This window comes from Enterobacter sp. AG326 (genome assembly GCF_004362415.1).
GTDB lineage: Bacteria > Pseudomonadota > Gammaproteobacteria > Enterobacterales > Enterobacteriaceae > Enterobacter > Enterobacter asburiae.
The window spans coordinates 49,967-75,136 of sequence record NZ_SNXG01000011.1 but is presented as its reverse complement, the minus strand read 5'-3'; the positions used below and the strand labels follow the sequence as shown (position 1 = coordinate 75,136).

Sequence of the window (25,170 nt, the reverse complement as noted above, 5' to 3'; positions counted from 1 at the left end):
CAATGGAAAAGGTTGTCATTGTTGATGCTATTCGCACCCCGATGGGCCGTTCAAAAGGCGGTGCATTCCGTAACGTGCGTGCAGAAGATCTCTCCGCGCATCTGATGCGTAGCCTGCTGGCGCGTAACCCGGCGCTGGATCCTGCTGCGTTGGACGATATCTACTGGGGCTGCGTGCAGCAGACTCTGGAGCAAGGTTTCAACATCGCCCGTAACGCGTCGCTGCTGGCGGAGATCCCGCACTCGGTTCCGGCCGTCACCGTGAACCGCCTGTGCGGTTCGTCAATGCAGGCGCTGCACGACGCGGCGCGCATGATCATGACCGGTGATGCGCAGGCCTGCCTGGTGGGCGGCGTCGAGCACATGGGTCACGTGCCGATGAGCCACGGGGTCGATTTCCACCCGGGCATGAGCCGTAACGTGGCGAAAGCCGCGGGGATGATGGGCCTGACCGCCGAGATGCTCTCTCGGCTGCACGGCATTAGCCGTGAAATGCAGGATGCCTTTGCCGCGCGCTCTCACGCTCGCGCATGGGCGGCGACGCAGTCCGGCGCCTTTAAGAATGAGATCATCCCGACCGGCGGCCACGACGCAGACGGCGTACTGAAGCAGTTCAGCTACGACGAAGTCATCCGCCCGGAAACCACCGTAGAAGCGCTTTCCACACTGCGCCCTGCGTTTGATCCGGTCACCGGTACGGTAACGGCAGGTACTTCGTCGGCGCTGTCAGACGGTGCCGCCGCGATGCTGGTGATGAGCGAAAGTCGCGCCCGCGAGCTGGGCTTAACTCCTCGCGCTCGGGTACGTTCGATGGCGGTCGTGGGCTGCGATCCTTCAATCATGGGTTACGGCCCGGTTCCGGCCTCGAAGCTGGCGCTGAAAAAAGCGGGATTAACCGCCAGCGACATCGACCTGTTCGAAATGAACGAAGCGTTCGCCGCGCAGATCCTGCCGTGCATTAAAGATCTGGGGCTGATGGAGCAGATCGACGAGAAGATTAACCTCAACGGCGGCGCGATCGCCCTTGGTCACCCGCTGGGCTGCTCCGGGGCGCGTATCAGCACGACGCTGATTAACCTGATGGAACGCAAAGATGCCCAGTTTGGTCTGGCAACGATGTGTATCGGGCTGGGTCAGGGTATCGCGACGGTGTTTGAGAGAGTGTAAATCAGGAAAAGTATCTCAAAGCCAATGGCGTCAGAACAAGGCGGCAAGCGAGCGAATCCCGATGAGCTTACTCAAGTAAGTGATTCGGGTGAACGAGCGCAGCCAACGCAGTTATGGCGTCATTGGCGAAGAGAAAGAGTTTAGTTGCCGTTCTTCCCGCCTGTCAGGGGCGGGTTTTTTATTTAAATGAAGGCAAACGCATCGCCAAACAGGCGGTCTTCACGCGCGTCACGTTCGTTGCAGAACAGGTCGCGGGCAATTTTCGCCATCTCAAAACGGCCAGCAATGTAGATATCGTGCCCTGCCAGCGTGCCGTGATCCTGCAGCACCGCCGTCAGCACCGTCCCGCTACGACCACGCCAGCCCTCTTCCGGCTGCTCAACCACCGGCTCAATGCGCAGGTTAGGATGGGTTACGCTCAGCGCTTCCAGCTCAGACAGGTCGTACAGATGTTTCTCTTCGCGGCCACCCCAGTAAATGGTGATGTCGCGGTCAGGGTTACGCGCCAGTGCTGTCAACAGAATAGAGCGCACATAAGAGAAGCCCGTACCGCCAGCGATCAGGATCAGCGGACGGTCTTCGTCATCGCGCAGCCACGCATCGCCGTGCGGAATATCCACCACGATTTCACGTTCCTTCAGGATCCGATCCATCACCGCCATCGCATACAGGTTAAGCTCTGACGCACCAATATGAAGCTCAATAAATTCCTGCTCTGCTGGCGTTGAGGCCATAGAGAAAGGACGCTTATCACGCTCATCCATCACAACCATCAGGTACTGACCCGCGCGGAAAGAGAATGGCGCTTCTGGCACTAAACGGACGCGATATACGGTGTCGGTGATGGCATCTACCGAGGTCACTTTACAGCTTAAGGTTGTCATTCGCTCTCTCTGTCGGGAAGTCTATAGGGCTTAACGGTCAGCTCAGGGTTTACCGTTATTCATTATGGCCAGCTCGTCCCAGATCGCGTCAATTCGCGCGGTCACTGCAGGATCTTTTTTGATCGGGCGACCCCATTCACGGTCGGTTTCGCCAGGCCATTTATTTGTGGCATCCAGTCCCATCTTTGAGCCAAGGCCGGAAACCGGCGAGGCAAAATCCAGGTAATCTATCGGCGTATTTTCGACTAACACCGTGTCGCGCGCCGGGTCCATTCGCGTGGTAATGGCCCAGATTACGTCATTCCAGTCGCGGGCGTTAACGTCATCATCGCAGACAATAACAAATTTGGTATACATAAACTGGCGCAGGAAAGACCATACGCCCATCATCACGCGTTTAGCATGACCAGGATACTGCTTCTTCATCGTGACCACCGCCATGCGATACGAGCATCCTTCAGGCGGCAGATAAAAATCAACAATTTCCGGGAACTGCTTTTGCAGAATCGGCACAAACACTTCATTCAGCGCCACGCCCAGCACAGCCGGTTCATCCGGTGGACGTCCGGTATACGTAGAGTGATAAATCGCATCTTCACGCTGCGTAATGTGCGTCACGGTGAACACCGGGAAGTTATCCACTTCGTTGTAATAGCCGGTGTGGTCGCCGTAAGGGCCTTCTGGCGCCATTTCACCCTGCTCAAGGTAACCTTCCAGCACAATTTCTGCACTGGCCGGAACTTCGAGATCGTTAGAAATACACTTCACGACTTCGGTTTTCGTTCCGCGCAGCAGGCCTGCAAACGCATATTCAGAGAGCGTATCCGGCACGGGGGTGACGGCTCCCAGAATGGTGGCCGGATCGGCGCCTAAGGCGACAGACACCGGGAAACGTTCCCCGGGATGCGCAGCGCACCACTCCTGGAAATCCAGCGCGCCGCCGCGATGCGACAGCCAGCGCATGATGAGTTTATTCTTGCCAATCAACTGCTGGCGGTAAATACCGAGGTTTTGCCGCTCTTTGTGCGGGCCGCGCGTAACGGTCAGCCCCCATGTGATCAGCGGAGCGGCATCTTCAGGCCAGCACTGCATGATAGGGATTTTAGTCAGATCTACCGCATCGCCTTCCAGCACTTTCTGCTGGCACGGCGCGCCGCGCAGGCGTTTGGTGGGCATGTTCAGCACCTGCTTAAACTGCGGCAGCTTGTCGAACAGATCGCGGAAGCCCTTCGGTGGCTCCGGCTCTTTCAGAAACGCCAGCAGTTTACCGACTTCACGCAGCGCAGAGACGTCTTCCTGCCCCATTCCCAGTGCAACACGACGCGGTGTACCAAACAGGTTGCACAGCACCGGCATTGAGTAACCTTTTGGATTTTCAAACAGTAATGCGGGGCCACCGGCACGCAGGGTGCGGTCAGCAATTTCTGTCATTTCCAGATAAGGATCGACAGGAAGTGTAATACGTTTGAGTTCACCCTGCTTTTCCAGCAGCGTCAGGAAGTCGCGGAGATCGTGGTATTTCATGCAGTTAATCATGGCCTCTCTGTAAGCGCTTCATTATACGGCGTATGCCTGCTTGATGCTGTAATTTTGTTAAATAAGCGTGAACTTATGCGTTCTGTTCCATTTTCCCCCATTATAATCAACTTAGCGATCCCGCCAGGGTTTTGATATGCTTGCGCCCCGAACTAAGGGAAAGAGTGATTATGCAGGCCTGGTATTTACTGTATTGCAAACGCGGGCAACTTCAGCGCGCGCAGGAACATCTTGAACGTCAGTCTGTAAATTGCCTGACGCCCGTGATCACGCTTGAAAAAATGCAGCGCGGGAAGCGCACAACCGTCAGTGAGCCGTTGTTCCCGAACTACCTGTTCGTGGAGTTCGACCCGGAAGTCATCCACACCACCACCATCAGCGCAACGCGCGGCGTCAGCCACTTCGTTCGTTTTGGTGCCCACCCGGCAACGGTTCCGTCGACGGTCATTCATCAGCTGTCGATTTATCAACAGCCTGAAGGGATCACTGACCCTGAAACCCCTTACAGCGGCGATAGCGTCGTGATTACCGAAGGCGCTTTCGAAGGCCTGCAGGCGATTTTTGCCGAACCGGACGGGGAAGCGCGCTCTATGCTGTTGCTCAATCTGCTGAACAAGCAGGTACTGCAGAGCGTTAAAAACACCGACTTCCGCAAACTTTAAACGTTTATCCCGAACAGATTACGCACATTGTCATCCGTCTGCGCCGAAAGCCAGTGCGGATCCTCTCCGCGCCACTTCGCGACGCTCTCAACAATGTGCCCCAGATACGCGGGCTCATTTCGCCGCGATGCCGGTTTGGGTTTCATATCGCGCGGTAGCAGATAAGGCGCATCGGTTTCGAGGAGCAGCCGGTCAGCCGGGATTACCGGCAACAGCTCACGAAGTTCAAGCCCGCGGCGCTCATCGCACACCCAGCCGGTAATACCCAGATAAAGCCCTCGCGCCAGGCAATCCAGCGCTTCCTGCCGTGAACCGGTGAAGCAGTGCAGTACCGCGCCGGGCAGTTTCTCTAGCCACGGATCCAGAAGCGCCAGGAAACGCTCATGCGCGTCGCGGCAGTGCATAAACACGGGCATTCCAAGCTCTGCCGCCAGCGCAAGCTGAGCAGTGAACGCCTTTTCCTGCTCTTCAGGCGTGGAAAAGTTACGGTTGAAATCGAGACCGCATTCGCCGATCGCCACAACGTCTGGCGTCTTCGCCAGCCTGTACAGGGTGTCGCCACTTTCCGCGGTCCACTGGCTGCTGTCGTGAGGATGCACGCCAGCAGTAGACCAACAGCGATCGTAGCGTTGCGCCAGCTGCTGCGCCTGCTCGCTCTCATGCAGGTTGGTGCCCGTCAGCAGCAGCCCTTTCACCCCGGCGGCAAACGCACGCGCAACCACCTCATCACGATCTTTCGCAAACTGCGAGCTGGTCAGGTTGAGTCCGATATCAAACATGCAAATCCCCATATAACAACCGCCCTGACGGGCGGCTGGTTTTACTCTTCAGTGGTCTTGTCGGACGTATCGTCTTCGTCATCCGCTCGACGTCCTTTACCCACGTAGAAACGCGAGAAGAATACGCCGACCTCAAACAGACAGTACATTGGTATGGCCAGCAGCGTCTGCGAGAACACATCCGGCGGTGTCAGCAGCATGCCGACCACGAAGGCGCCCACCAGAATATATGGACGCTTCTTACGCAGGTCATCCGGGGTCGTAACCCCTACCCAGCAAAGCAGCACAATGGCCACCGGCACTTCGAATGCCACGCCAAACGCCATAAACAGCGCCATCACAAAGCTGAGGTAGCTGGCGATATCCGTCGACACCTGGACCCCTTCAGGCGCGGTATGCGTCAGGAAGCCGAAGGCCAGCGGGAAGACAACGAAATAGGCAAACGCCATGCCGATATAGAACAGCAGAGAGCTGGACACCAGCAGCGGGATCACCAGCTTGCGTTCATGCTTATACAGCGCTGGCGCCACAAACGCCCACACCTGGTAAAGAATGACCGGTGCAGAGGCAATCAACGACACCCAGAAGGTCAGCTTGATGGGGGTAAAGAACGGAGAAGCAACGTCTGTTGCAATCATCGTTGCGCCCAGCGGCATCTGCTTGATCAGCGGCGCAGAGACCACCTGATAGATGTCGTTGGCAAAATAGACCAGGCACAGGAATATGAGTAAAACCGCTATAATGCAGTTTAACAGGCGCTTACGCAGCTCAATGAGGTGCGTAATCAGCGGTTGAGTATCATCTACTGCCATGTTTACGCTTTATCACTCGACGAGGGGGAGGGTTCGGAAACGGACGCAGCGGGCTTCACTTCCGCCGTTTTTGCTACCGGCTCTTCCGGCTGCGCCTGTTTTTTCACTTCGGTTTCCTGCGGCGTCTGCTCTGGCGCGGCAGCCTGATGTTCAGCGCTGGCAGGCGTTACGCCCTCGCGCTGCTCCTCGCTGCCCTTCACCACCGGGTTATGGATGGTGTTCGCTTCATCGCTCGCTTTTTCAGGATCGTTAACGCTATAGGAGCGCTTCATCGATTCCGCCGCTTCGCGCAGCTCATCCATTGACGCTTTCAGTTCCGGCGTCAGGTTATCCATGCTCGCCTTCTCGACCTTTTTCAGGCTTTCCTGAAATTCCTGCAGCTTAAGCTCCTGCGCCAGTTCATTCTGAACGGTCGATGCCAGCGATCTCAGCGCACGAACCCAGCCCGCAACGGTTTTCACTGCCACCGGCAGACGCTGCGGCCCCAGCACAATCAGGCCAATCACAAAGACCAGCAGGAGCTCACTAAAACCAATGTCGAACACGACTTACACCTGCTCTTTATCGTGGCGTTTAGCGTCTTCCTTTTTAGCTTCTTCTTGCTTATCGGCGATGGTTTTAGCAGTAAAATCAGCGTCCTGGCTGGTTTTATCCTGCTTGTTCTCATCATCGCTCATTGCTTTCTTGAAGCCTTTGATAGACGCGCCCAGATCGGAACCAATAGAACCGAGCTTTTTGGTGCCAAACAGCAGCACGACGATGACGGCAATAATGACTAATTGCCAGATACTGATTCCACCCATACATGTTCCTCAGGGATAGATGATTAATGAGTCAGGTCGCATTATACGTATGCGACCCGTCGATAGCGACGCACGCTCAGCGCGTTTTTCGCCAGCCTGCCAGCCAGACTACTACTCCGCCAGCCATCAGCCAGGCGGGCATCATCTGCCAGTCCGGACGGTTGATCAGCAGCAGCGTACCGCTCAGCAGCAGCGTTGCGCCAATCCCAAAGAGATAGCGTGACTGTCCCTGGCGAACACGGCTGGACTGAAGCTCGCGGGCGATTTTATCCATGCTGTGCTGAAGGTTCTTGCTCTGACGCAAACTGTCATAAACCAGTTCAGGAATTTCAGGCATTTTTTCTATCCAGAACGGGCCTTTCTCTTTCAGCGAGCGCACCAGCGCCGGAATGCCAACCTGATCCTTAATCCAGGATTCAAGGAAAGGTTTCGCGGTCTTCCACAAGTCTAACTGAGGATAGAGCTGTCGGCCTACACCCTCAACGTAAAGTAATGTTTTCTGAAGTAAAACTAGCTGTGGCTGAACTTCCATATTAAAACGGCGAGCCGTGTTGAACAGGTTCAACAGCACGTGCCCGAAGGAGATTTCCGCCAGCGGTTTTTCAAAAATCGGTTCACAAACGGTCCGGATCGCGAACTCAAACTCTTCGACGTTGGTATCCGGCGGCACCCAGCCGGAATCGACGTGCAGCTCGGCCACCTTACGGTAGTCGCGGTTGAAGAACGCAATGAAGTTCTCAGCCAGATACCGTTTATCTTCCTTGTTCAGTGAACCCACAATTCCGCAGTCGATACCGATATACTTCGGATCCTCAGGATGCTCGTAGCTCACGAAGATATTGCCCGGATGCATGTCCGCATGGAAAAAGCTGTCGCGGAACACCTGGGTAAAGAAGACCTGTACCCCACGCTCGGCCAGGAGCTTCATGTTCGTTCCCTGTTTCTCCAGGGCCACCACATCCGAAACCGGAATACCGTAGATACGCTCCATTACCATCATGTTCTGGCTGCAGTAGTCAGAATAGACTTCAGGTACATAGAGCATCGGGCTGTTTTCAAAGTTGCGACGCAGCTGAATGGCGTTTGCCGATTCGCGCAGCAGGTTAAGCTCATCAATCAGCGTTTTTTCATATTCCCGCACCACTTCCAGTGGACGAAGGCGACGCCCGTCCGGCAGAAGGCGTGGCACCCAGCGCGCCAGACGATAAATCAGCTTCATATCCGCTTTGATGACTGGCAGGATGTCCGGACGAATGACCTTAATAACGACTTCTTTGCCGTTTTCTTTCAGACGCGCGGTGTGCACCTGCGCAATAGAGGCCGATGCCAGTGGCTTAATGTCGAAATCGTCAAACCAGGTCTCGACGGGTACATTTCCCATCGCCTCTTCAATTTGCTTTTTCGCGCGCGCGCCGTCAAACGGTGCGACGCGATCCTGCAGCATCGCGAGCTCATCGGCAATCAGAGGCGGGAAGAGATCGCGGCGGGTCGACAGCATCTGTCCGAATTTAATCCAAACCGGACCGAGCTCCTGCAGCGCCAGGCGCAGACGCTCACCCAGCGGTTGACCTTTATGGCGATTGGGCATCCAGAACAGCATCCGCCGCCAGATACGAAGCGGCAGCGTGATACGCATTTTGGGGATAAGCTCGTCGAGCCCGTAGCTCAAAAAGGTGCGAATAATAAAATAGAGGCGCCGAATTTCACCAGGCGTCATTTGCCCTCCAGTTTTTCCAGCCGTTTGGTTAACGCATCAACCGCACGTTCAACAGCAGCGGTCTCTTCCGCAAACCATGCAACTTCCAGTGGCCCGGGCGCCATTCGCCACTCTTCTGTCAGCACTTCCGCCGCATAGCGTTGCTGGCGCTGAAGGCTTTTACGCGCAAAGGAGGCGCCACCATGAATGACTTTCCCGATGCCTTCGGCGGCGATGTCGCCGATAAAAGGCGCGAGCAGCTCTGCCGGATCGAACTCCGCCAGATCGGTGAGCGCAACGAAGTTCTGCACGACCTGAATGTCGCCCTCCACTTCCAGCTCACCGCTGCGGATAAGCGCCGTTAACTGCTGGCGATCGCGCAGTTTTGGCAGCACGCTCATGTGTGTAATGACCGAGCAGTCTGCTTCACCTTCCCACGCCCCCAGAACGTCAAGCTGGCGTTCGCTGAATACCAGCACAAGCGGCGTCGAGAACTCTTTTAAAACAATGCGCAATACCTTCCCGTTAAGCCGCTGACGTGCAGCTTTCAGCGCCGGAGCGCGATACAGAAAAGCGTTCAGTACATTCTCGATGCCTGCGGAGACTAAGGGTTTAAAGGGCACGGGACACCTCCACTCAGAATTTGTAACCGCGATGCAGCGCGACGACGCCCGCCGTCAGGTTGAAATATTCAACGTTCTCAAATTCTGCATCCTGCATCATGGCTTTTAATGTGTCCTGATCCGGGTGCATACGGATAGATTCCGCCAGATAGCGGTAGCTTTCAGCGTCGTTAGCCACCAGCTCACCAATACGCGGCAGCACGTGGAAGGAATAGGCGTCGTAGGCTTTGCTCAGCGGCTCAATGATCGGTTTAGAGAACTCGAGCACCAGCAGACGTCCACCCGGCTTCAACACGCGGTACATGGAGCGCAGCGCTTTTTCTTTATCGGTCACGTTACGCAGACCGAAAGAGATCGTGATGCAGTCAAAGGTATTGTCCGGGAATGGCAGCGCTTCGGCGTTTGCCTGCACATACTCCACATTCCCCACCACGCCGATGTTACGCAGCTTTTCGCGTCCCATTTTCAGCATGGAGTCATTAATATCGGCGAGAACAACGCGACCGGTTTCGCCCACCAGACGGGAGAATTTCGCGGTTAAATCGCCCGTACCACCGGCTAAATCCAGCACCGTTTGTCCACGGCGAACGCCGCTACAGTCAATGGTGAAGCGCTTCCACAAGCGATGAATGCCGAACGACATCAGGTCATTCATCACATCGTACTTCGCCGCCACGGAATGAAATACGTGGGCCACCATGTCAGCTTTCTGCGCTTTGGCGACAGTCTGAAAGCCAAAGTGCGTTGTGTCTTGTGAATCGTCAGCCATCTCAGAGCCTGCTTATCAGTAAAATGTTCGTGAAGTGTAACAGATTGGGCGCGTTTGCCCTACGTTTCAACCACCGCGAAAGAAACGCGCTGGAGTCTCGCCTGGTGATAAATCCGCCGCTAACGTATTGTCTTCACTGTTTGTATTTTGTTCGTCCGCACCTTCTCGCAGGCGAAACTCGTCGTCCTGGGCGGTGGCCTGTTCGACCAATTCCGGATTAATCTCGCGTTTAACCTCAACCCCCAGGCTGCGGAATGATTCGGCCTGAGCCAGCAAATTGCCGCGTCCGGAGGCGAGTTTTTTCATCGCCTGGCGGTAGTTATCCTGCGCACGATCCAGGCTCTGCCCGACGGAAGACATGTCGTCCACGAAAAGGCGCATTTTGTCGTAAAGCTTGCTGGCGCGATCGGCAATCTGCTGAGCGTTGCGGCTCTGGTGCTCATAGCGCCACAGGTTCGCAATGGTGCGTAACGCCACCAGCAGCGTGGTGGGGCTGACCAGCATAATGTTATTTTTGAGCGCTTCGGTGATAAGTTCAGGCTGTCTGTCGAGTGCCAGCAGAAATGCGGGTTCTACCGGGATGAACATCAGAACATAGTCCAGCGAGCGCAGCCCCGGCAGCTGCTGGTAGTCTTTTCTGCCAAGCAGGCGAATATGGTTACGCACGGAGGCAATGTGCTCCTGCAGCGCAGACTCGCGCGTGTAGTCATCGTCCGCGTTGAAGTAACGTTCATACGCCACCAGCGTCATTTTGGCGTCAATCACCACATCTTTACCCTGCGGCAGCCGCACAATCACATCCGGCTGCATGCGAGAGCGGGCGTCGTTCTCAATGCTGACCTGCGTTTCGTATTCATATCCTTCCCGCAGGCCAGAGGCCTCCAGCACGCGGGTCAGCACCACTTCTCCCCAGTTGCCCTGGGTTTTGTTATCCCCTTTCAGCGCGCGGGTCAGGTTGACCGCTTCCTGCGCCATTTGCGCATTCAGCTGCTGGAGATTGCGAATCTCATGCGCCAGCGTGTGCCGCTCGCGGGCTTCCTGACCAAAGCTGTCCTGCACCTGACGGCGAAAACCGTCCAGCTGTTCGCGCAGCGGCGTCAGCAGGCTGTTGAGGCTCTGGCGGTTCTGTTCGTCAACGCGGCGGTTGCTGTGCTCAAAAATTCGGTTGGCGAGGTTCTCAAACTGTTCGCTGAGGCGCTGCTCGCTGTTGATCATCTGGCGGATTTTGTCTTCCGCATGCAGCTGGGTGGATTCAAGGCGGGTGGTCACTTCGCGGAGATCGGCCTCCAGTGACGTATTGATATCTCGCAGGTTACGCAGCTCGTTGTTGAGCAGTTCGCACTCGTCGCGCCAGTGTTCGCTAAGAGCAAGCTGCTGTTTTGTCGCGCTTAAATCGGCGACCATCTCTTCTCGCTCGGCCAGCTGGTCGGCCTTCTGCTGCGCATGCTGGTAGCTGGAAATCAGCCAGCCAATCCCTAAGCCCACCAGCGCAATCACCGCGTAAATCAGGATTGAGATATCCACAAAACCCCCTGCATCAACGTATTACCCGCACAAAATAGAATTGTGCTGTATAAACGTCCAGTTTGAAAGGCTTTTCCTGCGAGGTGCTACGCAAAAAATAAAGGCCGAACGCGTCGGCCTTTGATTTCAGAAGAGAGGATTAGATCAGGCGACGCGCTGCTTCCACCACGATTTTCACTGCATGACTTTCGGTCTGCTTCATGGTTTCGGCGTTCGGGATCTCCTGCTGGGTACGGTTGACGATAACGCCCGCCACCATACCGGCACGCAGACCCTGGCTTGCGCACATGGTCAGCAGCGTTGCGGATTCCATTTCGTAGTTCATCACGCCCATGGACTGCCACTCTTCCATTGAGCCTTTGAAACGGCTTACCACGCGGCCTGAGAAGGTGTCATAACGCTCCTGGCCCGGGTAGAAGGTGTCGGAAGAGGCGGTTACGCCCACGTGGGTGGTTGCGCCCACGGATTTCGCAGCTTCAACCAGCGCGGTGGTGCATTCGAAATCAGCCACTGCCGGGAATTCCATCGGTGCAAAGTGCAGGCTTGCGCCGTCCAGACGAACGGACGCGGTCGTGACCAGCACGTCACCGACGTTGATGTGCGGCTGGATAGCGCCGGTGGTGCCGATACGCAGGAAAGTACGGATGCCCAGCTGTGCCAGCTCTTCAACAGCAATAGAGGTAGACGGACCACCGATACCGGTAGAGCACACGATCACCGCTTTGCCATCCAGCTCTGCGCGCCAGGTGGTGAACTCACGATGTGCAGCCAGCTTGACCGGCTTATCCATCAGCGCGGCGATCTTTTCCACACGCTCAGGATCGCCAGGGACGATAGCGAGCGTAGCCCCTTGTAAATCGTTTTTGGTGAGGCCGAGATGAAAAACATCAGACTTAGACATAGGTGACTCCTCTGTGGGTCGGTTAGTCAGAAGAAGTAAAACGGTACTTTACAGAAGCAGTAAGCATATTTTCGTGACACACCTCACCATGAATGAAAATGATTACATTGAATTTCCATAAAAAGGTGATTCACATCACATTAACAAGTTATATCGCCAGGTGCTGCACAAAAGATAGACCGTTTAAGGCACTGTGAGTTGTTAACCTGGTGTCTATATTTACCTTTGCGCTAACTCATTGGTACGGAGAATGCCATGACTGAAAAAACCGGTTTTGCACCTGCTGCGGCCCCACATGCTTCAACCATCGTGTCGACGCCAGAAGCGGCAATTACCGCGGGCGAGACCTCCATTCCCTCGCAGGGGGAGAATATGCCTGCCTGGCACGCACGGCCAAAATCGGCAGACGGTCCGCTGCCCATCGTGATTGTGATTCAGGAGATATTTGGTGTTCACGAACACATTCGCGACCTCTGCCGCCGGCTGGCGCTGGAAGGGTATCTGGCCGTTGCGCCAGAGCTCTACTTCCGCCAGGGCGATCCGAACGACTACAGCGATATTCCAACATTGCTCAGCAACCTGGTCAGCAAAGTCCCGGACGCGCAGGTGCTGGCCGATCTCGACCACGTCGCCAGTTGGGCGGCGCGCAACGGCGGGGATCCGCATCGTCTGCTGGTCACCGGTTTCTGCTGGGGCGGACGCATTAGCTGGCTGTATGCCGCGCATAACCCGCAGCTCAAAGCCGCTGTCGCCTGGTACGGCAAACTGGTGGGTGAAAAAACGCTGAATTCACCGAAACATCCCGTCGATATCGCCACCGAGTTAAATGCCCCCGTGTTAGGGCTTTACGGCGGTCAGGACACCGGTATTTCGCTGGATTCGGTAGAGACCATGCGCCATGCGCTTCGTGCAGCAAATGCGAAGGCGGAGATTGTGGTCTACCCGGATGCCGGGCACGCGTTTAACGCCGATTATCGTCCGAGCTATCACGCAGAATCAGCCAAAGATGGCTGGCAGAGAATGCTGGCGTGGTTTAGCCAATACGGCGGTAAGAAAGCGTAATAAAAAAGCCCGGTGGCGGCTATGCCTTACCGGGCCAACAGGTAGGCCGGGTAAGCGTTGTCGCCACCCGGCAATCCAGCACCGCTACGCCTGACGCAAATTCTGCGCCGCCTTCACCATGTTGGCGAGCGCCGCGCGCGTCTCCGGCCAGCCGCGGGTTTTCAGTCCGCAGTCCGGGTTCACCCACAGGCGCTCTGCCGGAATGCGCTGGGCCGCTTTTTTCAACAGGGCTTCAATCCACTCCACGCTCGGCACGTTAGGGGAGTGAATGTCGTACACGCCCGGCCCGATTTCATTCGGGTAGTCAAACTCTTCAAACGACTCCAGCAGCTCCATGTCCGAACGCGAGGTCTCGATGGTGATCACGTCGGCATCCAGCGCGGCAATCGAATCCATGATGTCGTTAAATTCGCAGTAACACATGTGGGTGTGGATCTGGGTGTCGTCCTTCGCCACCGCGGCGTTGATGCGAAACGCCTCCACGCCCCACTGCAGGTAGGCATCCCAGTCGCTGCGGCGCAGCGGCAGGCCTTCGCGCAGGGCCGGCTCGTCAATCTGGATAATGCCAATGCCTGCCGCTTCCAGATCCGCCACCTCATCACGCAGCGCCAGGGCGATCTGTTTGGCGATGGTTTCACGAGTCACGTCTTCACGCGGGAACGACCAGCAGAGAATGGTCACCGGACCGGTCAGCATCCCTTTTACCGGCTTCTCGGTCAGGGACTGGGCGTACTTCGCCCACTCCACGGTGATCGCTTCCGGACGGCTGACGTCACCAATGACCACAGGCGGCTTCACGCAGCGGGAGCCGTAGCTCTGCACCCAGCCGTTCTGGGTAAAGACGAAGCCGTCCAGGTGCTCACCGAAGTATTCCACCATGTCGTTACGCTCGGCTTCACCGTGCACCAGCACGTCCAGGCCCAGGCGCTCCTGCTCGATAATCGCCTGCTTGATGTGTTCCGCGATGCCGGTGCGGTAGTGATTCGCATCCAGATTGCCCTTCTTAAAGTCCAGACGCAGGCCGCGGATCTCCGTAGTTTGCGGGAAAGAACCTATCGTCGTTGTTGGCCACGCGGGCAGATTGAAGCGTGCGCGCTGCGCTTCAGCGCGCACTTCGTACGGGCTCTGACGCTGGCTGTCCCGGGCGGTGATGGCCGCCAGGCGTTTTTCCACCGCCGGGTTGTGCACGCGCGCCGAGTGACGACGCGCCTGGATCGGAGCGCTCCATTCGGTAATCGCCGCCGTGTCGCCGCTGTTCAGCGCGTCGCGCAGCAGCGTTAGCTCTTCGCATTTTTGCAGGGCGAAGGCAAACCAGCTTTTCACCTCGGCATCCAGACGCGTTTCCACGCTCAGATCGATCGGGCTGTGCAGCAGGGAACAAGATGAGGCCACCCACAGCTCACGTTTGCCGACGATGTCTTTGATTTGTGCATATTTTTCGGTGAGATCGGCGCGCCAGACGTTACGGCCGTTAATCAGCCCGGCAGAGAGCAGCCAGTCCGCTGGCAGGCGCTTGTGCAGCTCCGCGACATCGTCTTTACCGTGTACGAGGTCAACGTGCAGGCCCTGAACCGGCAGCGCGGTAATGGTCTTCAGGTTCGACGCCACGCCTTCAAAATAGGTCGTCAGCAGGAGTTTTACCTGACCGGTGAGCGCGTCATACGCCGGTTTAAAGGCATCTAGCCAATCCTGCGGCAGCTCAAGCACCAGCGCCGGTTCATCGATTTGCACCCACTGAATGCCGCGTTTGCCCAGCTCACTCAGCACCTGTTTGTAGACCGGCAGAATATCCTTCAGCAGGCTGAGTCGGTCAAACGGCTCACCTTTCACTTTGCCCAGCCACAGATAGGTTACCGGCCCGAGCAGCACCGGCTTCACCTGGTGGCCCAGCGCCAGCGCTTCATCCACTTCGTCCAGAAGCTGCGTCCAGGCCAGCCTGAACTGCTGGCCTTTGACAAACTCCGGCACCATATAGTGATAGTTGGTGTTAAACCACTTGGTCATTTCCGCCGCTGCCGCTGGCTCCCCCGTTGGCGCGCGGCCACGGCCGATGCGGAACAGAGTATCGATATCTACCGATCCATCTTTGTTCTGATGACGAGCCGGTACGTTGCCAAGCAGCAGGCTGGTCGTCAGAACATGGTCGTACCAGGCGAAATCGCCCACCGGCAGCAGGTCAATGCCCGCCTGTTTTTGCTGATCCCAGTGGCGGGCGCGCAGCTCGCGTCCTACCGCCAGCAGCTCTTCGCGGGTGGCATTACCCGCCCAGTAGCTTTCTTGCGCTTTTTTCAGCTCGCGACGCAGGCCTACGCGAGGGAAACCGAGAGTGTGATTGCGGATTGTCATGGTATGCCCCTTGTGAAATTCGTTATTTAGACGTCCAGATGTTTACACATCTATAATTGGCAGGTACTGTATATTCCTCAAGCGCAATATGTTCATGGCGAAGTGAAGGACTTTCATGATCGAGATTAAACACCTGAAAACGCTACAAGCGTTGCGGAACTGCGGTTCGCTCGCGGCGGCTGCGGCCACGCTGCACCAGACCCAGTCCGCCCTTTCTCACCAGTTCAGCGATCTGGAACAACGCCTCGGCTTCCGTCTTTTTGTGCGTAAGAGCCAGCCGCTACGCTTTACGCCGCAGGGTGAAATTCTTCTTCAGCTGGCGAATCAGGTACTGCCGCAGATCGCGAGCGCGCTGCAGGCGTGTAACGAACCGCAGCAGACCAAACTGCGCATCGCCATTGAGTGCCACAGCTGTATTCAGTGGCTGACCCCCGCGCTTGAGAACTTCCGTCAGAAGTGGCCGCAGGTGGAGATGGACTTCAAATCCGGCGTGACCTTTGACCCGCAGCCGTCGCTGCAGCAGGGCGAGCTGGATCTGGTCATGACCTCTGACATCCTGCCGCGCAGTGGCCTGCACTATTCGCCGATGTTTGATTATGAAGTGCGCCTGGTGCTGGCACCGGACCACCCGCTGGCCGCCAAAACGCGCATCACGCCGGAAGACCTGGCGACAGAAACGCTGCTGATTTATCCGGTCCAGCGCAGCCGCCTGGATATCTGGCGCCACTTCCTGCAGCCAGCAGGCATTAGCCCGCAGCTGAAAAGCGTGGATAACACGCTGCTGCTGATTCAGATGGTGGCGGCCAGAATGGGTATCGCGGCGCTGCCGCACTGGGTGGTGGAGAGTTTTGAACGCCAGGGTCTGGTGCAGACCAAAACCCTGGGTGAAGGACTGTGGAGCCGACTGTACGCCGCCGTGCGCGATGGCGAGCAGCGTCAGCCGATTACGGAGGCGTTTATTCGCTCAGCGCGGAACCACGCGTGCGACCATCTTCCGTTTGTGCGGAGCGCGGAGCGACCCATCGGCGATGGACCCACAGCGAAGCCAGGATCACCGCTCCCCCAATAATAAAGCTCGGCCAGTGCGGCTGTTGCTGCCAGATGGCGAGGTTGACCAGCAGCCCTGCCGGGACATGCACGTTGTTCATGATCCCCAGCGTACCGGCGTCTACCTGCGTAGCGCCGTAGTTCCACATGAAGTATCCCAACCCTGACGCCACTACGCCCAGCCAGACCAGAACGCCCCACTGCACGGCGGTGGTCGGCAGCTTTTGCGGATTACCGAGCATAAACCACGCCGCCACCGCGACAATCGCGGCGCCCATATAGAACCAGGCAAACGCGTTATGCTGCGGCATCGGACGGGTTTCCATCAGGCGTTTGTAGCCCACCATGCCGATGGCGAAACTGATGTTGGCGAGCTGGACGAACATCAGCCCGGTCCAGAAGTGATCGCTGACTTTGTCATAGCGAATAATCGCCGCGCCGATCACCGCCAGCGCGGCGCTCAGCAGGTATCCCCAGCGCAGACGGCGTCTGCTGAGCAGGTCGTAAATCAGCGTGATATAGAGCGGCGTCAGCACGGTAAAGAGCAGGAATTCGGAGACGGACAGGTAGACGTAGGCCCGGAAGCTGAACAGGTACATGATGCCGAGCTGCATCGCTCCCACCAGCATATAAAGCACAATCGTTTTCAGCGATTGCCCGCGCGTGCGTAGAAACGGCAGGAACACCAGCGCCGCCAGCCCCACGCGCATCAGCACCGAGAAGTAGCTGTCGACCGAACCGGCAAGGTATTCGCCAATCAGGCTAAAGGAGAAGGCCCACAGGATAGTGGTGATAATGAGTAGCGCCACAATGCTTGTCTCTCAGAAAGAAGGAGAGGCATTGTAGCGAACTCTTTAGTTGACAACTGAGCAATAAACAACCGAATGAAGATTATTCAAGGAACAGTTTGCGCAGATACTTCGGTACCGCGTTGTCAGCGTTAGAACCAATCACTTCCAGCTCAGGGTGCAGATCCTTCAGACGCTGGTGCGCGTTCTGCATGATGCAGCCCTTGCCCGCCATCGAAAGCATCTCGGCGTCGTTCATGCCGTCACCGAAGGCGATACAGTCTTTCAGCCCGAAGCCCAGACGTTTCGCAACCGCTTCCAGCGCGTGACCTTTGGAGACGCCACCCGCCATTACTTCCAGACAGGTCAGGGTTGAGAAGCTCACGTTGACGCGATCGCCCCAGCGGGCGTTGATCGCCTGTTCCAGCGGGAGCAGCTCTTCGTGGCTGTCACAGGTGAAGAACACCTTGCTGATCCCTTCCGGCTCCAGCAGGCCCGGTTCGTAAAGGGAGTAGTTGAATACCGCTTCCTTGAAGAAACGCATTTCATCCGGGCGGTGGCGGTTCATAAACCAGTCGTCGTCGCGGTAAACGTTAGTAACGATAGCCGGGTTGTTATGCACCACGCCGAACAGATCGGCGGCAATATCGCGATCCAGATTGTGGGTAAAGATCAGGTTGCCGTCGGTATCATGCACGCGCGCACCGTTGGAGGTGATCATGTACGATTTGATCTCAAGATTATCGCGGATCTGCCCCACGTCCACGTGGTGGCGGCCGGTGGCGAACACAAAGTTCACGCCACGGGCAGTCAGGAGTTTTAAGGTCTCTTTCGCGTAAGGCGACAGGGTGTGGTCGGGGGAAAGCAGCGTGCCATCTAAATCAGATGCAACAACCTGGTACATAGGGATTTCAACCTCTGGTGGAAAACAAGAATCAATTATGCCTGTTGAAAAATTCAACAATGGCGTTGAGCGCGACTGAGCGCATAGCGTCCTTTTCAAAAAGGATCTCATGGAACGCGCCGTTAATGACCAGCGGTTTACCCCCTTCACAAGGGTGACCGGCTGCAGCGCGCAGTTCACAATAGCGGTCATGCATGCGGTTATCCACCACACGCTCTTCTTCCGCCTGGATCAGAAGCGTCGGCGTGTCATCATCGCCTACGCCCGCCAGCACCTGCTCACCGGCCAGAATCCCCTCCCGCACCCAGTGCCAGGTCGGGCCGCCGACGCGCAAGCGCGGTTCATCGGCATAAAAGCGCAGATTGCGGCGATAACGCTGCCGGCTATGGGTTAAGACGTTGATGGCGAACGGCAGCGCGCGCCAGCGTCCTGTGCCAATGGCATAACCTTCACGAATGCGCTGATGGCCCTCAGCCCAGTCAAGAAGATGGCGCACCATCCAGTCAGGAAAACGGATGACGATACCGTACATCGGCGCAGTGAGCGCAATGGCGTCGCACTCGTGCTCATAACGCTGCAAAAACAGCGTCGAAATGGCGCCGCCCATGGAGTGCGCAAGAATATACCGCTTGCGCCAGGGGCCGGGCTGAACGTCCTGCTGCCAGAACGCGGCAAAATCGTCGACGTAATCGCTGAAGCGATCGACGTGCCCACGGTGCGTGTCCGGCAGCATACGTCCGGACAGCCCCTGTCCACGATGGTCGATGATCAGGACATCGAACCCCATATGGACCAGGTCATAGGCCAGCTCGGCGTATTTAACGTAGCTTTCAATACGCCCGGGGCAGACCACAATCACCCGGTCATTTTTTTCATTTCGGAAACGAACGAAACGCACCGGGATGCCCCCGACGCCCGTAAACTCATCTTCCTCACGCTGCCGCCAGAAATCGGTCAGCGGCCCCATAGAGAAAGCAGCAAAAGCGTTTTCTCGTGTTTCCCAGTCCTTTTTCTGCTGAAACATTGGGTTTCCACTCACGTAATCCAGGGAATATCGTTTTTTTCGTCACCGGTCACAAAATGACTCAATAATAGCGTATTGTGGCATAAAAATAGACGGTTCGGGAGTTTCAAATGACCTTTGAATGGTGGTTCGCCTACCTGCTGACATCCATTATCCTCAGCCTTTCTCCGGGTTCGGGGGCTATTAACACCATGACCACCTCCATCAATCACGGCTATCGCGGTGCGGCGGCGTCGATTGCCGGTTTGCAGACCGGGCTGGGCATTCATATTGTGCTGGTCGGGATCGGTCTGGGGACCCTGTTCTCCCGCTCCGTGCTGGCCTTTGAGGTGCTGAAATGGGCCGGGGCAGCGTATCTGATTTGGCTCGGCATCCAGCAGTGGCGCGCGGCGGGCTCCATCAACCTGAATACGCTCGCCCAGACGCAAAACCGCGGCCATCTGTTTAAGCGCGCGGTGTTCGTCAACCTGACCAACCCGAAGAGCATCGTTTTTCTCGCCGCGCTGTTCCCGCAGTTTATCGTTCCGCATCAGCCCCAGGTGATGCAGTACGTGGTGCTGGGCGCGACCACCATTATCGTCGATATCATCGTGATGATTGGTTACGCGACGCTGGCGCAGCGAATTGCGGCGTGGATTAAAGGGCCTAAGCAGATGAAGGCCCTGAATAAAGTCTTTGGCTCGCTGTTTATGCTGGTTGGCGCGCTGCTTGCGTCAGCGCGTCATGCTTAGCGAGAAATGATGAGATGAATGCCGAAGCCGGCGAACAGCGCGCCGGCGAAGCCGTCAATCCACTTCGCGATACGCTGATAGCCGCGGCGCATCGCCGGTAAGGCAAACAGGCTGGCCACGATGGTAAACCAGGCAAAGGTTTCAACGACGATCAGCAGGAAGATGCCCCAGCGTGCGCCCGCGCCGACGCTATCGCCGACAAACAGCGAGAACACCGAGCCGAAATAGATAATGGCTTTCGGGTTCGCCAGATTGGTCAGCAGCCCTTTTACAAAGCTGCGGCCGCCCGTTGCCAGCTCCACCTTTGGCTCTTGCGGCTTTTTCTCTTCTTTCTTCAGCGCCCCGCGCAGCATCTGGTAGCCCATCCAGCACAGGTACAGACCGCCGCCGACCATAATGATGTTATGCAGCCAGGCCATCTTCGCCAGGATAAGGTTCAGACCGAGCAGCGCAACGGCCGCCCAGACCATAACGCCCATGGTGATACCGAGCACGCCCATCATCGCCTCTTTGCGGGAGCGGCTGACGGCCGTTTGTGATACGAAGAAAAAGTCCGGGCCGGGGCTCATCAGCGCAACGATGTGCACTAACGCCACGGTGAGAAATAGCATTAACATAATTAGCTCGCGAGGAAATAATTTAGTGAGTCATCATCCTGGCACTTTTTCGCCCGGCTGACTACTCCTCATCATCACCGTCGGCGTGAGAGCGGATGAGCGCCATAAACTCTTTACCGAAGCGCTCCAGCTTGCGTGTTCCCACGCCGTTGACGCTGAGCATCTCGCTGGCGCTGAGCGGCATTTGCTCGGCCATCTCGATCAGCGTCGCGTCGTTAAACACCACGTAAGGTGGGATGTTTTCTTCGTCGGCGATGGCTTTACGCAGCTTGCGCAGTTTGGCGAACAGCTTGCGGTCGTAGTTGCCGCCGTAGGATTTCTGCATCACGCGCGGCTTCAGGGCGATGACGCGCGGTACGGCGAGCTTGAGTTGGACGTCTCCGCGCAGGACCGGACGCGCCGCCTCGGTCAGCTGCAGGGCGGAGTGCTGGGCAATGTTCTGCGTGGCGAAGCCGAGGTGGATCAGCTGGCGAATGATACTCACCCAGTGCTCGTGGCTCTGCTCCTTGCCAATACCGTAGACCGGCAGCTTGTCGTGGCCCATATCGCGGATACGCTGGTTATTGGCGCCGCGCAGCACCTCCACCACGTAGCCCATCCCAAAGCGTTGATTCACACGGTAAATGGTCGAGAGTGCCTTACGCGCGTCCATCAGGCCATCGTACTGCTTTGGCGGATCGAGGCAGATATCGCAGTTGCCGCACGGCTCCTGGCGCCCTTCACCAAAGTAGTTGAGCAGCACCAGACGACGGCAGGTTTGCGCTTCGGCAAACGCGCCCATCGCGTTGAGCTTGTGGCGCTCGATATCCTGCAGCTGTCCCTGCGGTTTCTCTTCCAGACAGCGGCGCAGCCACGCCATATCGGCCGGATCGTAAAACAGCATCGCTTCCGCAGGCAGCCCGTCACGCCCGGCGCGGCCGGTTTCCTGGTAGTAGGATTCGATATTGCGCGGGATGTCGAAATGCACCACAAAGCGCACGTTGGGCTTGTTGATGCCCATTCCGAACGCCACCGTCGCGACGACGATTTGCAGGTCGTCACGCTGGAATTTTTCCTGCACGTCGGCGCGGATGTGGTTCTCTAACCCGGCATGATACGCGGCGGCGCTAAAGCCGCGGTTTTGCAGACGCGCGGCGGTGTCTTCCACCTTCGCACGGCTGTTGCAGTAGATGATGCCGGACTTGCCGCGCTGCTCCTGGACGTAGCGCAGGAGCTGATCCAGCGGCTTGAACTTTTCCATCAGCATATAGCGGATGTTAGGGCGGTCGAAGCTGCTGACCTGAATATAGGGGTCGTTCAGCCCGAGCAGGCGAACGATATCGAGCCGCGTGGTGTCATCCGCCGTGGCGGTAAGTGCCATAAACGGCAGCTCGGGGAAGCGCTGACGCAGCTGGCCGAGGGCAGCGTATTCCGGGCGGAAATCGTGTCCCCACTGGGAAATACAGTGCGCTTCATCCACCGCCAGCAGCACCGGGTTCCAGTGCGCCAGGTGATCGAGGAAGTTATCCAGCATCAGGCGTTCCGGGGCGATATACAGCAGGCGGATCTGCCCGGTGCGGCACCCGGCCATCACCTCTTGCTGCTGCTCCCGGGTTTGCGTGGAGTTAAGACAGGCTGCCGCCACGCCGTTGGCGAGCAGCTGGTCAACCTGGTCTTTCATCAGAGAAATGAGAGGGGATACCACGACCGTCAGGCCGTTAAGCACCAGCGCGGGCACCTGATAACAGAGGGACTTACCGCCGCCGGTCGGCATTACCACCAGACAATCACGACCTTCCAGCACCGTTTCAATGATGGTTTCCTGGCCGGGGCGGAACTGCTGGTAGCCAAAGGTTTCATGCAAAACCTGTTTAGCCAGCGACTCCTGATTCAATACTTCCGCCTGCGCCACGTTAACCCCATATGCCAGAAATGAAACAGGCGCTATTTTCAGCGCCTGAGAGAGAAACTTCAACGTTTAACGCAAAAACATTCGAACAGCCTAGAGAATATCGTTCAGCATCACGCCCACGCCGACGCGGGTCTGGTTGAAGTTGTAATCGATAAGCGACTCGCCGTAACCGCTGTACACCTGAGTATAGATGCGGACATGCTTCGTCATTGGATAGCTTAAGCCCACTTCCGCACCGCCGTAGCCGGTGTTCCAGTTGTACTGGCCTTTGGCGCTGAGCACGGCATCACCCAACTGATAGCCGACTTTGAGCTGGTAGTAGCCCATATATTTGGTGATATCCGGGTTATCATCGGTTTCGCCCACCACATACCACGGCTTCACTTCCACCATCCAGTTACCGTTCTGCGCCATCAGACGCGTATAGGCGCGGTTCCAGCTGCGGGATGTCGGGTCAGAGCGACCGTTGGAATCGTGGTTAAAGCCCACTTCGACGTCACGCAGCGTCCAGCCCGCAAACTCATAATCCGTTGCAAAACCGAGGAACAGCTGCGGCTCATAGTTGGTTTCACGGAACGGCGAGGACTCTCCGCTGTTAGACAGCTGCCACCAGGATTTCTGGGTGTAAGACGCCCCGAGCACCGAGTTCGGCCCCAGAATACCGCGCCAGAACGGGAACGCGAGGCTGAGCTGGAACTTCACCTCATCTTTACGCGCATTATCAGACCAGTTATAGGAGCTTATCGCCTCTTTGTTGAGATCGCTGGTCTGGGTATAAATTACGTAGTTGGTGTCATACGGATAGAGCGTGAACGGATTGTCATGCTCCTGAAGAAGGTTCGCGATAATGCTACCGTGAACGGCAGGTTTATCATGCACCTCTTTAATCGTCGCTTCCTGCGCATATGCTGTGAGGGGCAGCGCAACCGCCGCCAGTAACCAGGCCAGATACGTCCGCATCGGTGGTGTTCTCCTGCAAAAGAGTAAAATTAGCTGAATAGTTATGTGGCGAACATTCTACAGACTTCTGCGACAACTGCTGCATCCTCGTTTCTGAAAGTGGAATTCCTTGTTGCCGAGGCATAAAATCAACATTTCGTTAACAATAAGGATGTGATGCCTCATGTCAGCCATGCTTACCGCCGAAGAAGTGTTAAAACTCGTGGGCGAGATTTTTGTTTACCATATGCCGTTTAACCGCGCGCTGGGACTGGAGCTGGAGCGTTACGAGAAAGACTTTGCCCAGCTGAGCTTCAACAACCAGCCGATGATGGTGGGTAACTGGGCGCAAAGTATTTTGCACGGCGGCGTGATTGCCTCCGCGCTGGACGTGGCGGCAGGTCTGGTCTGCGTGGGCAGCACGCTGACCCGCCATGACACCATCAACGAAGACGAACTCCGCCAGCGTCTGGCGCGTATGGGCACCATTGATTTGCGCGTCGACTATCTTCGCCCGGGGCGCGGAAATCGCTTTACCTGTACCAGCAGCCTGCTGCGCGCGGGAAATAAAGTTGCCGTGGCGCGCGTTGAATTACACAACGAAGAACAGGTGTATATCGCCAGCGCAACCGCCACTTATATGGTGGGTTGAGGCGGCAAAATCGGGTAAAATTAATTCACTTTTTTGTAACGGATTTTCCCGATGGATGCTAAACAGACGCGGCAGGGCGTTTTACTCGCCCTTGCCGCTTATTTTATTTGGGGTATCGCCCCGGCGTATTTCAAGCTTATCGCCTACGTTCCGGCCGATGAGATCCTGACTCACCGCGTTATCTGGTCATTCTTCTTTATGATTGCGCTGATGAGCCTCAGCCGTCAGTGGTCGGGCGTCAAAACGCTGCTGCAAACCCCGAAAAAGATTTTCCTGCTGGCGCTTTCAGCGGTGCTGATTGGCGGCAACTGGCTGCTGTTTATCTGGGCGGTGAATAACCATCACATGCTCGAAGCGAGCCTGGGGTACTTCATTAACCCGCTGGTGAATATCGTGCTGGGGATGATTTTCCTCGGTGAGCGCTTCCGCCGGATGCAGTGGGTGGCGGTGATTCTGGCCTTCTGCGGCGTACTGGTGCAGCTCTGGACCTTCGGCTCGCTGCCGATTATTGCCCTCGGCCTGGCGTTCAGCTTTGCGTTCTACGGCCTGGTGCGTAAGAAGATTGCGGTGGAAGCGCAGACGGGGATGCTGTTTGAAACCCTGTGGCTGCTGCCCGTGGCGGCGATTTATCTCTTCGGCATCGCCGACAGCGCCACCAGCCATATGGGCAGCAACCCGTGGTCGCTGAACCTGATGCTGATGGCGGCGGGCGTGGTGACCACCATTCCACTGCTGTGCTTCACCGGTGCCGCGACGCGTCTGCGTCTCTCCACGCTGGGCTTCTTCCAGTACATTGGCCCGACGCTGATGTTCCTGCTGGCGGTGGTGTTTTACGGCGAAGTGCCGGGGGCGGATAAGATGGTGACGTTCGCCTTTATCTGGGTGGCGCTGGCGATTTTCGTCGCCGATGCGATTTATACCCAGCGCAGGGTGCGCAAAGGGCTGTGATGTTGCCCTCACCCTCTCCCACAGGGAGAGGGAATTCGATCGTAGGGCGGGTAAGCGCAGCGCCAC

Annotated in this window: 25 protein-coding genes; 7 read left to right on the top strand and 18 right to left on the bottom strand. The window is 56.9% G+C overall.

The genetic code is table 11. The annotated features are described in order from the left end of the window. Positions 1-2 precede the first annotated feature (2 nt). On the top strand, positions 3-1,166 hold the full coding sequence (gene fadA / locus DFO52_RS21540) for an acetyl-CoA C-acyltransferase FadA (protein WP_008501515.1): 1,164 nt from the start codon (positions 3-5) through the stop codon (positions 1,164-1,166). A gap of 182 nt (positions 1,167-1,348) precedes the next feature. Here fadA and fre read toward each other — a convergent pair whose 3' ends face one another. Beyond that, a complete protein-coding gene (gene fre / locus DFO52_RS21535) occupies positions 1,349-2,050 on the bottom strand; it encodes an NAD(P)H-flavin reductase (RefSeq protein WP_008501516.1) in 702 nt (233 codons plus the stop codon). Positions 2,051-2,092: 42 nt separating this feature from the next. Beyond that, positions 2,093-3,583 carry a 4-hydroxy-3-polyprenylbenzoate decarboxylase gene (gene ubiD, locus DFO52_RS21530; protein ID WP_161496003.1) on the bottom strand — a complete coding sequence of 497 codons (1,491 nt, stop codon included), beginning with the start codon at positions 3,581-3,583 and terminating at the stop codon, positions 2,093-2,095. A 173-nt stretch (positions 3,584-3,756) separates the two neighbouring features. On the opposite strand from ubiD, the gene rfaH reads away from it, so the two are divergent. After that, positions 3,757-4,248, top strand: coding sequence for a transcription/translation regulatory transformer protein RfaH (rfaH, locus tag DFO52_RS21525; RefSeq protein WP_033146887.1), 492 nt, complete (start codon positions 3,757-3,759; stop codon positions 4,246-4,248). On the opposite strand, the gene tatD is transcribed toward rfaH, so the two are convergent. From tatD to udp, 9 genes are all read right to left on the bottom strand, one after another. Next, the gene (tatD, locus tag DFO52_RS21520) at positions 4,245-5,027 is read right to left on the bottom strand and encodes a 3'-5' ssDNA/RNA exonuclease TatD (RefSeq protein WP_047647022.1); all 783 of its coding nucleotides are present in this window, start codon (positions 5,025-5,027) and stop codon (positions 4,245-4,247) included. The genes rfaH and tatD overlap by 4 nt on opposite strands. Positions 5,028-5,068: 41 nt before the next feature. Further along, entirely contained in the window at positions 5,069-5,839 is a 771-nt protein-coding gene (gene tatC / locus DFO52_RS21515) for a Sec-independent protein translocase subunit TatC (RefSeq protein WP_023309607.1), read from the bottom strand. Between the two features lie 2 nt (positions 5,840-5,841). Continuing rightward, positions 5,842-6,384, bottom strand: coding sequence for a Sec-independent protein translocase protein TatB (gene tatB, locus DFO52_RS21510; protein WP_047647021.1), 543 nt, complete (start codon positions 6,382-6,384; stop codon positions 5,842-5,844). A gap of 3 nt (positions 6,385-6,387) precedes the next feature. Continuing rightward, positions 6,388-6,642: a Sec-independent protein translocase subunit TatA gene (tatA, locus tag DFO52_RS21505; RefSeq protein WP_121423311.1), complete on the bottom strand. Its 255-nt coding sequence runs from the start codon at positions 6,640-6,642 to the stop codon at positions 6,388-6,390. A gap of 76 nt (positions 6,643-6,718) precedes the next feature. After that, positions 6,719-8,359 (bottom strand): ubiquinone biosynthesis regulatory protein kinase UbiB, encoded by a 1,641-nt coding sequence (gene ubiB, locus DFO52_RS21500; RefSeq protein WP_029741825.1) that lies wholly within the window; start codon positions 8,357-8,359, stop codon positions 6,719-6,721. Further along, positions 8,356-8,961: a ubiquinone biosynthesis protein UbiJ gene (gene ubiJ, locus DFO52_RS21495; protein ID WP_133551153.1), complete on the bottom strand. Its 606-nt coding sequence runs from the start codon at positions 8,959-8,961 to the stop codon at positions 8,356-8,358. Before ubiJ ends, ubiB begins: the two co-directional genes overlap by 4 nt. 13 nt (positions 8,962-8,974) lie before the next feature. Next, positions 8,975-9,730 carry a bifunctional demethylmenaquinone methyltransferase/2-methoxy-6-polyprenyl-1,4-benzoquinol methylase UbiE gene (ubiE, locus tag DFO52_RS21490; protein WP_023309612.1) on the bottom strand — a complete coding sequence of 252 codons (756 nt, stop codon included), beginning with the start codon at positions 9,728-9,730 and terminating at the stop codon, positions 8,975-8,977. A 66-nt stretch (positions 9,731-9,796) separates the two neighbouring features. Further along, entirely contained in the window at positions 9,797-11,254 is a 1,458-nt protein-coding gene (gene rmuC / locus DFO52_RS21485; RefSeq protein ID WP_133551152.1) for a DNA recombination protein RmuC, read from the bottom strand. Between the two features lie 139 nt (positions 11,255-11,393). Next, positions 11,394-12,155, bottom strand: a complete 762-nt coding sequence (udp, locus tag DFO52_RS21480) for a uridine phosphorylase (protein ID WP_003860792.1) — start codon at positions 12,153-12,155, stop codon at positions 11,394-11,396. Positions 12,156-12,410: 255 nt separating this feature from the next. Here udp and DFO52_RS21475 point away from each other — a divergent pair, with 255 nt between their 5' ends. Beyond that, positions 12,411-13,217, top strand: coding sequence for a dienelactone hydrolase family protein (locus tag DFO52_RS21475; RefSeq protein ID WP_133551151.1), 807 nt, complete (start codon positions 12,411-12,413; stop codon positions 13,215-13,217). An 84-nt stretch (positions 13,218-13,301) separates the two neighbouring features. Here DFO52_RS21475 and metE read toward each other — a convergent pair whose 3' ends face one another. Then, the gene (gene metE, locus DFO52_RS21470; protein ID WP_133551150.1) at positions 13,302-15,563 is read right to left on the bottom strand and encodes a 5-methyltetrahydropteroyltriglutamate--homocysteine S-methyltransferase; all 2,262 of its coding nucleotides are present in this window, start codon (positions 15,561-15,563) and stop codon (positions 13,302-13,304) included. A 115-nt stretch (positions 15,564-15,678) separates the two neighbouring features. On the opposite strand from metE, the gene metR reads away from it, so the two are divergent. After that, positions 15,679-16,632: an HTH-type transcriptional regulator MetR gene (gene metR / locus DFO52_RS21465; protein ID WP_023309616.1), complete on the top strand. Its 954-nt coding sequence runs from the start codon at positions 15,679-15,681 to the stop codon at positions 16,630-16,632. On the opposite strand, the gene DFO52_RS21460 is transcribed toward metR, so the two are convergent. From DFO52_RS21460 to pldB, 3 genes are all read right to left on the bottom strand, one after another. Next, positions 16,520-17,419 (bottom strand): carboxylate/amino acid/amine transporter, encoded by a 900-nt coding sequence (locus DFO52_RS21460; RefSeq protein ID WP_032665167.1) that lies wholly within the window; start codon positions 17,417-17,419, stop codon positions 16,520-16,522. The two genes, metR and DFO52_RS21460, sit on opposite strands and share 113 nt — an antisense overlap. Positions 17,420-17,501: 82 nt before the next feature. Further along, on the bottom strand, positions 17,502-18,302 hold the full coding sequence (yigL, locus tag DFO52_RS21455; RefSeq protein ID WP_029741831.1) for a sugar/pyridoxal phosphate phosphatase YigL: 801 nt from the start codon (positions 18,300-18,302) through the stop codon (positions 17,502-17,504). Positions 18,303-18,333: 31 nt separating this feature from the next. Then, complete coding sequence (gene pldB, locus DFO52_RS21450; protein ID WP_133551149.1) at positions 18,334-19,326, bottom strand: lysophospholipase L2; 993 nt, start codon at positions 19,324-19,326, stop codon at positions 18,334-18,336. Positions 19,327-19,436: 110 nt separating this feature from the next. Between pldB and rhtB the strand changes: the two genes are divergently transcribed. Then, a complete protein-coding gene (gene rhtB / locus DFO52_RS21445) occupies positions 19,437-20,057 on the top strand; it encodes a homoserine/homoserine lactone efflux protein (protein WP_008501533.1) in 621 nt (206 codons plus the stop codon). On the opposite strand, the gene rhtC is transcribed toward rhtB, so the two are convergent. The 3 genes from rhtC to pldA all read right to left on the bottom strand — a co-directional run bounded on the left by rhtC (position 20,054) and on the right by pldA (position 23,525). Then, complete coding sequence (rhtC, locus tag DFO52_RS21440) at positions 20,054-20,674, bottom strand: threonine export protein RhtC (RefSeq protein WP_025757538.1); 621 nt, start codon at positions 20,672-20,674, stop codon at positions 20,054-20,056. The two genes, rhtB and rhtC, sit on opposite strands and share 4 nt — an antisense overlap. Positions 20,675-20,735: 61 nt before the next feature. Continuing rightward, the gene (recQ, locus tag DFO52_RS21435) at positions 20,736-22,565 is read right to left on the bottom strand and encodes an ATP-dependent DNA helicase RecQ (protein WP_133551148.1); all 1,830 of its coding nucleotides are present in this window, start codon (positions 22,563-22,565) and stop codon (positions 20,736-20,738) included. A gap of 90 nt (positions 22,566-22,655) precedes the next feature. Further along, the gene (gene pldA / locus DFO52_RS21430) at positions 22,656-23,525 is read right to left on the bottom strand and encodes a phospholipase A (protein ID WP_023333803.1); all 870 of its coding nucleotides are present in this window, start codon (positions 23,523-23,525) and stop codon (positions 22,656-22,658) included. Positions 23,526-23,688: 163 nt separating this feature from the next. Between pldA and yigI the strand changes: the two genes are divergently transcribed. Continuing rightward, the gene (gene yigI / locus DFO52_RS21425; protein WP_008501538.1) at positions 23,689-24,156 is read left to right on the top strand and encodes an acyl-CoA thioesterase YigI; all 468 of its coding nucleotides are present in this window, start codon (positions 23,689-23,691) and stop codon (positions 24,154-24,156) included. A 51-nt stretch (positions 24,157-24,207) separates the two neighbouring features. Next, positions 24,208-25,104: an EamA family transporter RarD gene (rarD, locus tag DFO52_RS21420; RefSeq protein WP_023309622.1), complete on the top strand. Its 897-nt coding sequence runs from the start codon at positions 24,208-24,210 to the stop codon at positions 25,102-25,104. Positions 25,105-25,170 lie beyond the last annotated feature (66 nt).

Excerpts from the sequence above, each read along its gene's own strand:
- rhtC (WP_025757538.1), bottom strand. The coding sequence starts at position 20,674 with ATGTTAATGCTATTTCTCACCGTGGCGTTAGTGCACATCGTTGCGCTG.
- ubiE (WP_023309612.1), bottom strand. The coding sequence starts at position 9,730 with ATGGCTGACGATTCACAAGACACAACGCACTTTGGCTTTCAGACTGTC.
- yigL (WP_029741831.1), bottom strand. The coding sequence starts at position 18,302 with ATGTACCAGGTTGTTGCATCTGATTTAGATGGCACGCTGCTTTCCCCC.
- rfaH (WP_033146887.1), top strand. The coding sequence starts at position 3,757 with ATGCAGGCCTGGTATTTACTGTATTGCAAACGCGGGCAACTTCAGCGC.
- yigI (WP_008501538.1), top strand. The coding sequence starts at position 23,689 with ATGTCAGCCATGCTTACCGCCGAAGAAGTGTTAAAACTCGTGGGCGAG.
- udp (WP_003860792.1), bottom strand. The coding sequence starts at position 12,155 with ATGTCTAAGTCTGATGTTTTTCATCTCGGCCTCACCAAAAACGATTTA.
- tatA (WP_121423311.1), bottom strand. The coding sequence starts at position 6,642 with ATGGGTGGAATCAGTATCTGGCAATTAGTCATTATTGCCGTCATCGTC.
- rarD (WP_023309622.1), top strand. The coding sequence starts at position 24,208 with ATGGATGCTAAACAGACGCGGCAGGGCGTTTTACTCGCCCTTGCCGCT.
- DFO52_RS21475 (WP_133551151.1), top strand. The coding sequence starts at position 12,411 with ATGACTGAAAAAACCGGTTTTGCACCTGCTGCGGCCCCACATGCTTCA.
- fre (WP_008501516.1), bottom strand. The coding sequence starts at position 2,050 with ATGACAACCTTAAGCTGTAAAGTGACCTCGGTAGATGCCATCACCGAC.
- fadA (WP_008501515.1), top strand. The coding sequence starts at position 3 with ATGGAAAAGGTTGTCATTGTTGATGCTATTCGCACCCCGATGGGCCGT.
- tatD (WP_047647022.1), bottom strand. The coding sequence starts at position 5,027 with ATGTTTGATATCGGACTCAACCTGACCAGCTCGCAGTTTGCGAAAGAT.
- ubiB (WP_029741825.1), bottom strand. The coding sequence starts at position 8,359 with ATGACGCCTGGTGAAATTCGGCGCCTCTATTTTATTATTCGCACCTTT.
- pldA (WP_023333803.1), bottom strand. The coding sequence starts at position 23,525 with ATGCGGACGTATCTGGCCTGGTTACTGGCGGCGGTTGCGCTGCCCCTC.
- metE (WP_133551150.1), bottom strand. The coding sequence starts at position 15,563 with ATGACAATCCGCAATCACACTCTCGGTTTCCCTCGCGTAGGCCTGCGT.
- metR (WP_023309616.1), top strand. The coding sequence starts at position 15,679 with ATGATCGAGATTAAACACCTGAAAACGCTACAAGCGTTGCGGAACTGC.
- pldB (WP_133551149.1), bottom strand. The coding sequence starts at position 19,326 with ATGTTTCAGCAGAAAAAGGACTGGGAAACACGAGAAAACGCTTTTGCT.
- tatC (WP_023309607.1), bottom strand. The coding sequence starts at position 5,839 with ATGGCAGTAGATGATACTCAACCGCTGATTACGCACCTCATTGAGCTG.
- rhtB (WP_008501533.1), top strand. The coding sequence starts at position 19,437 with ATGACCTTTGAATGGTGGTTCGCCTACCTGCTGACATCCATTATCCTC.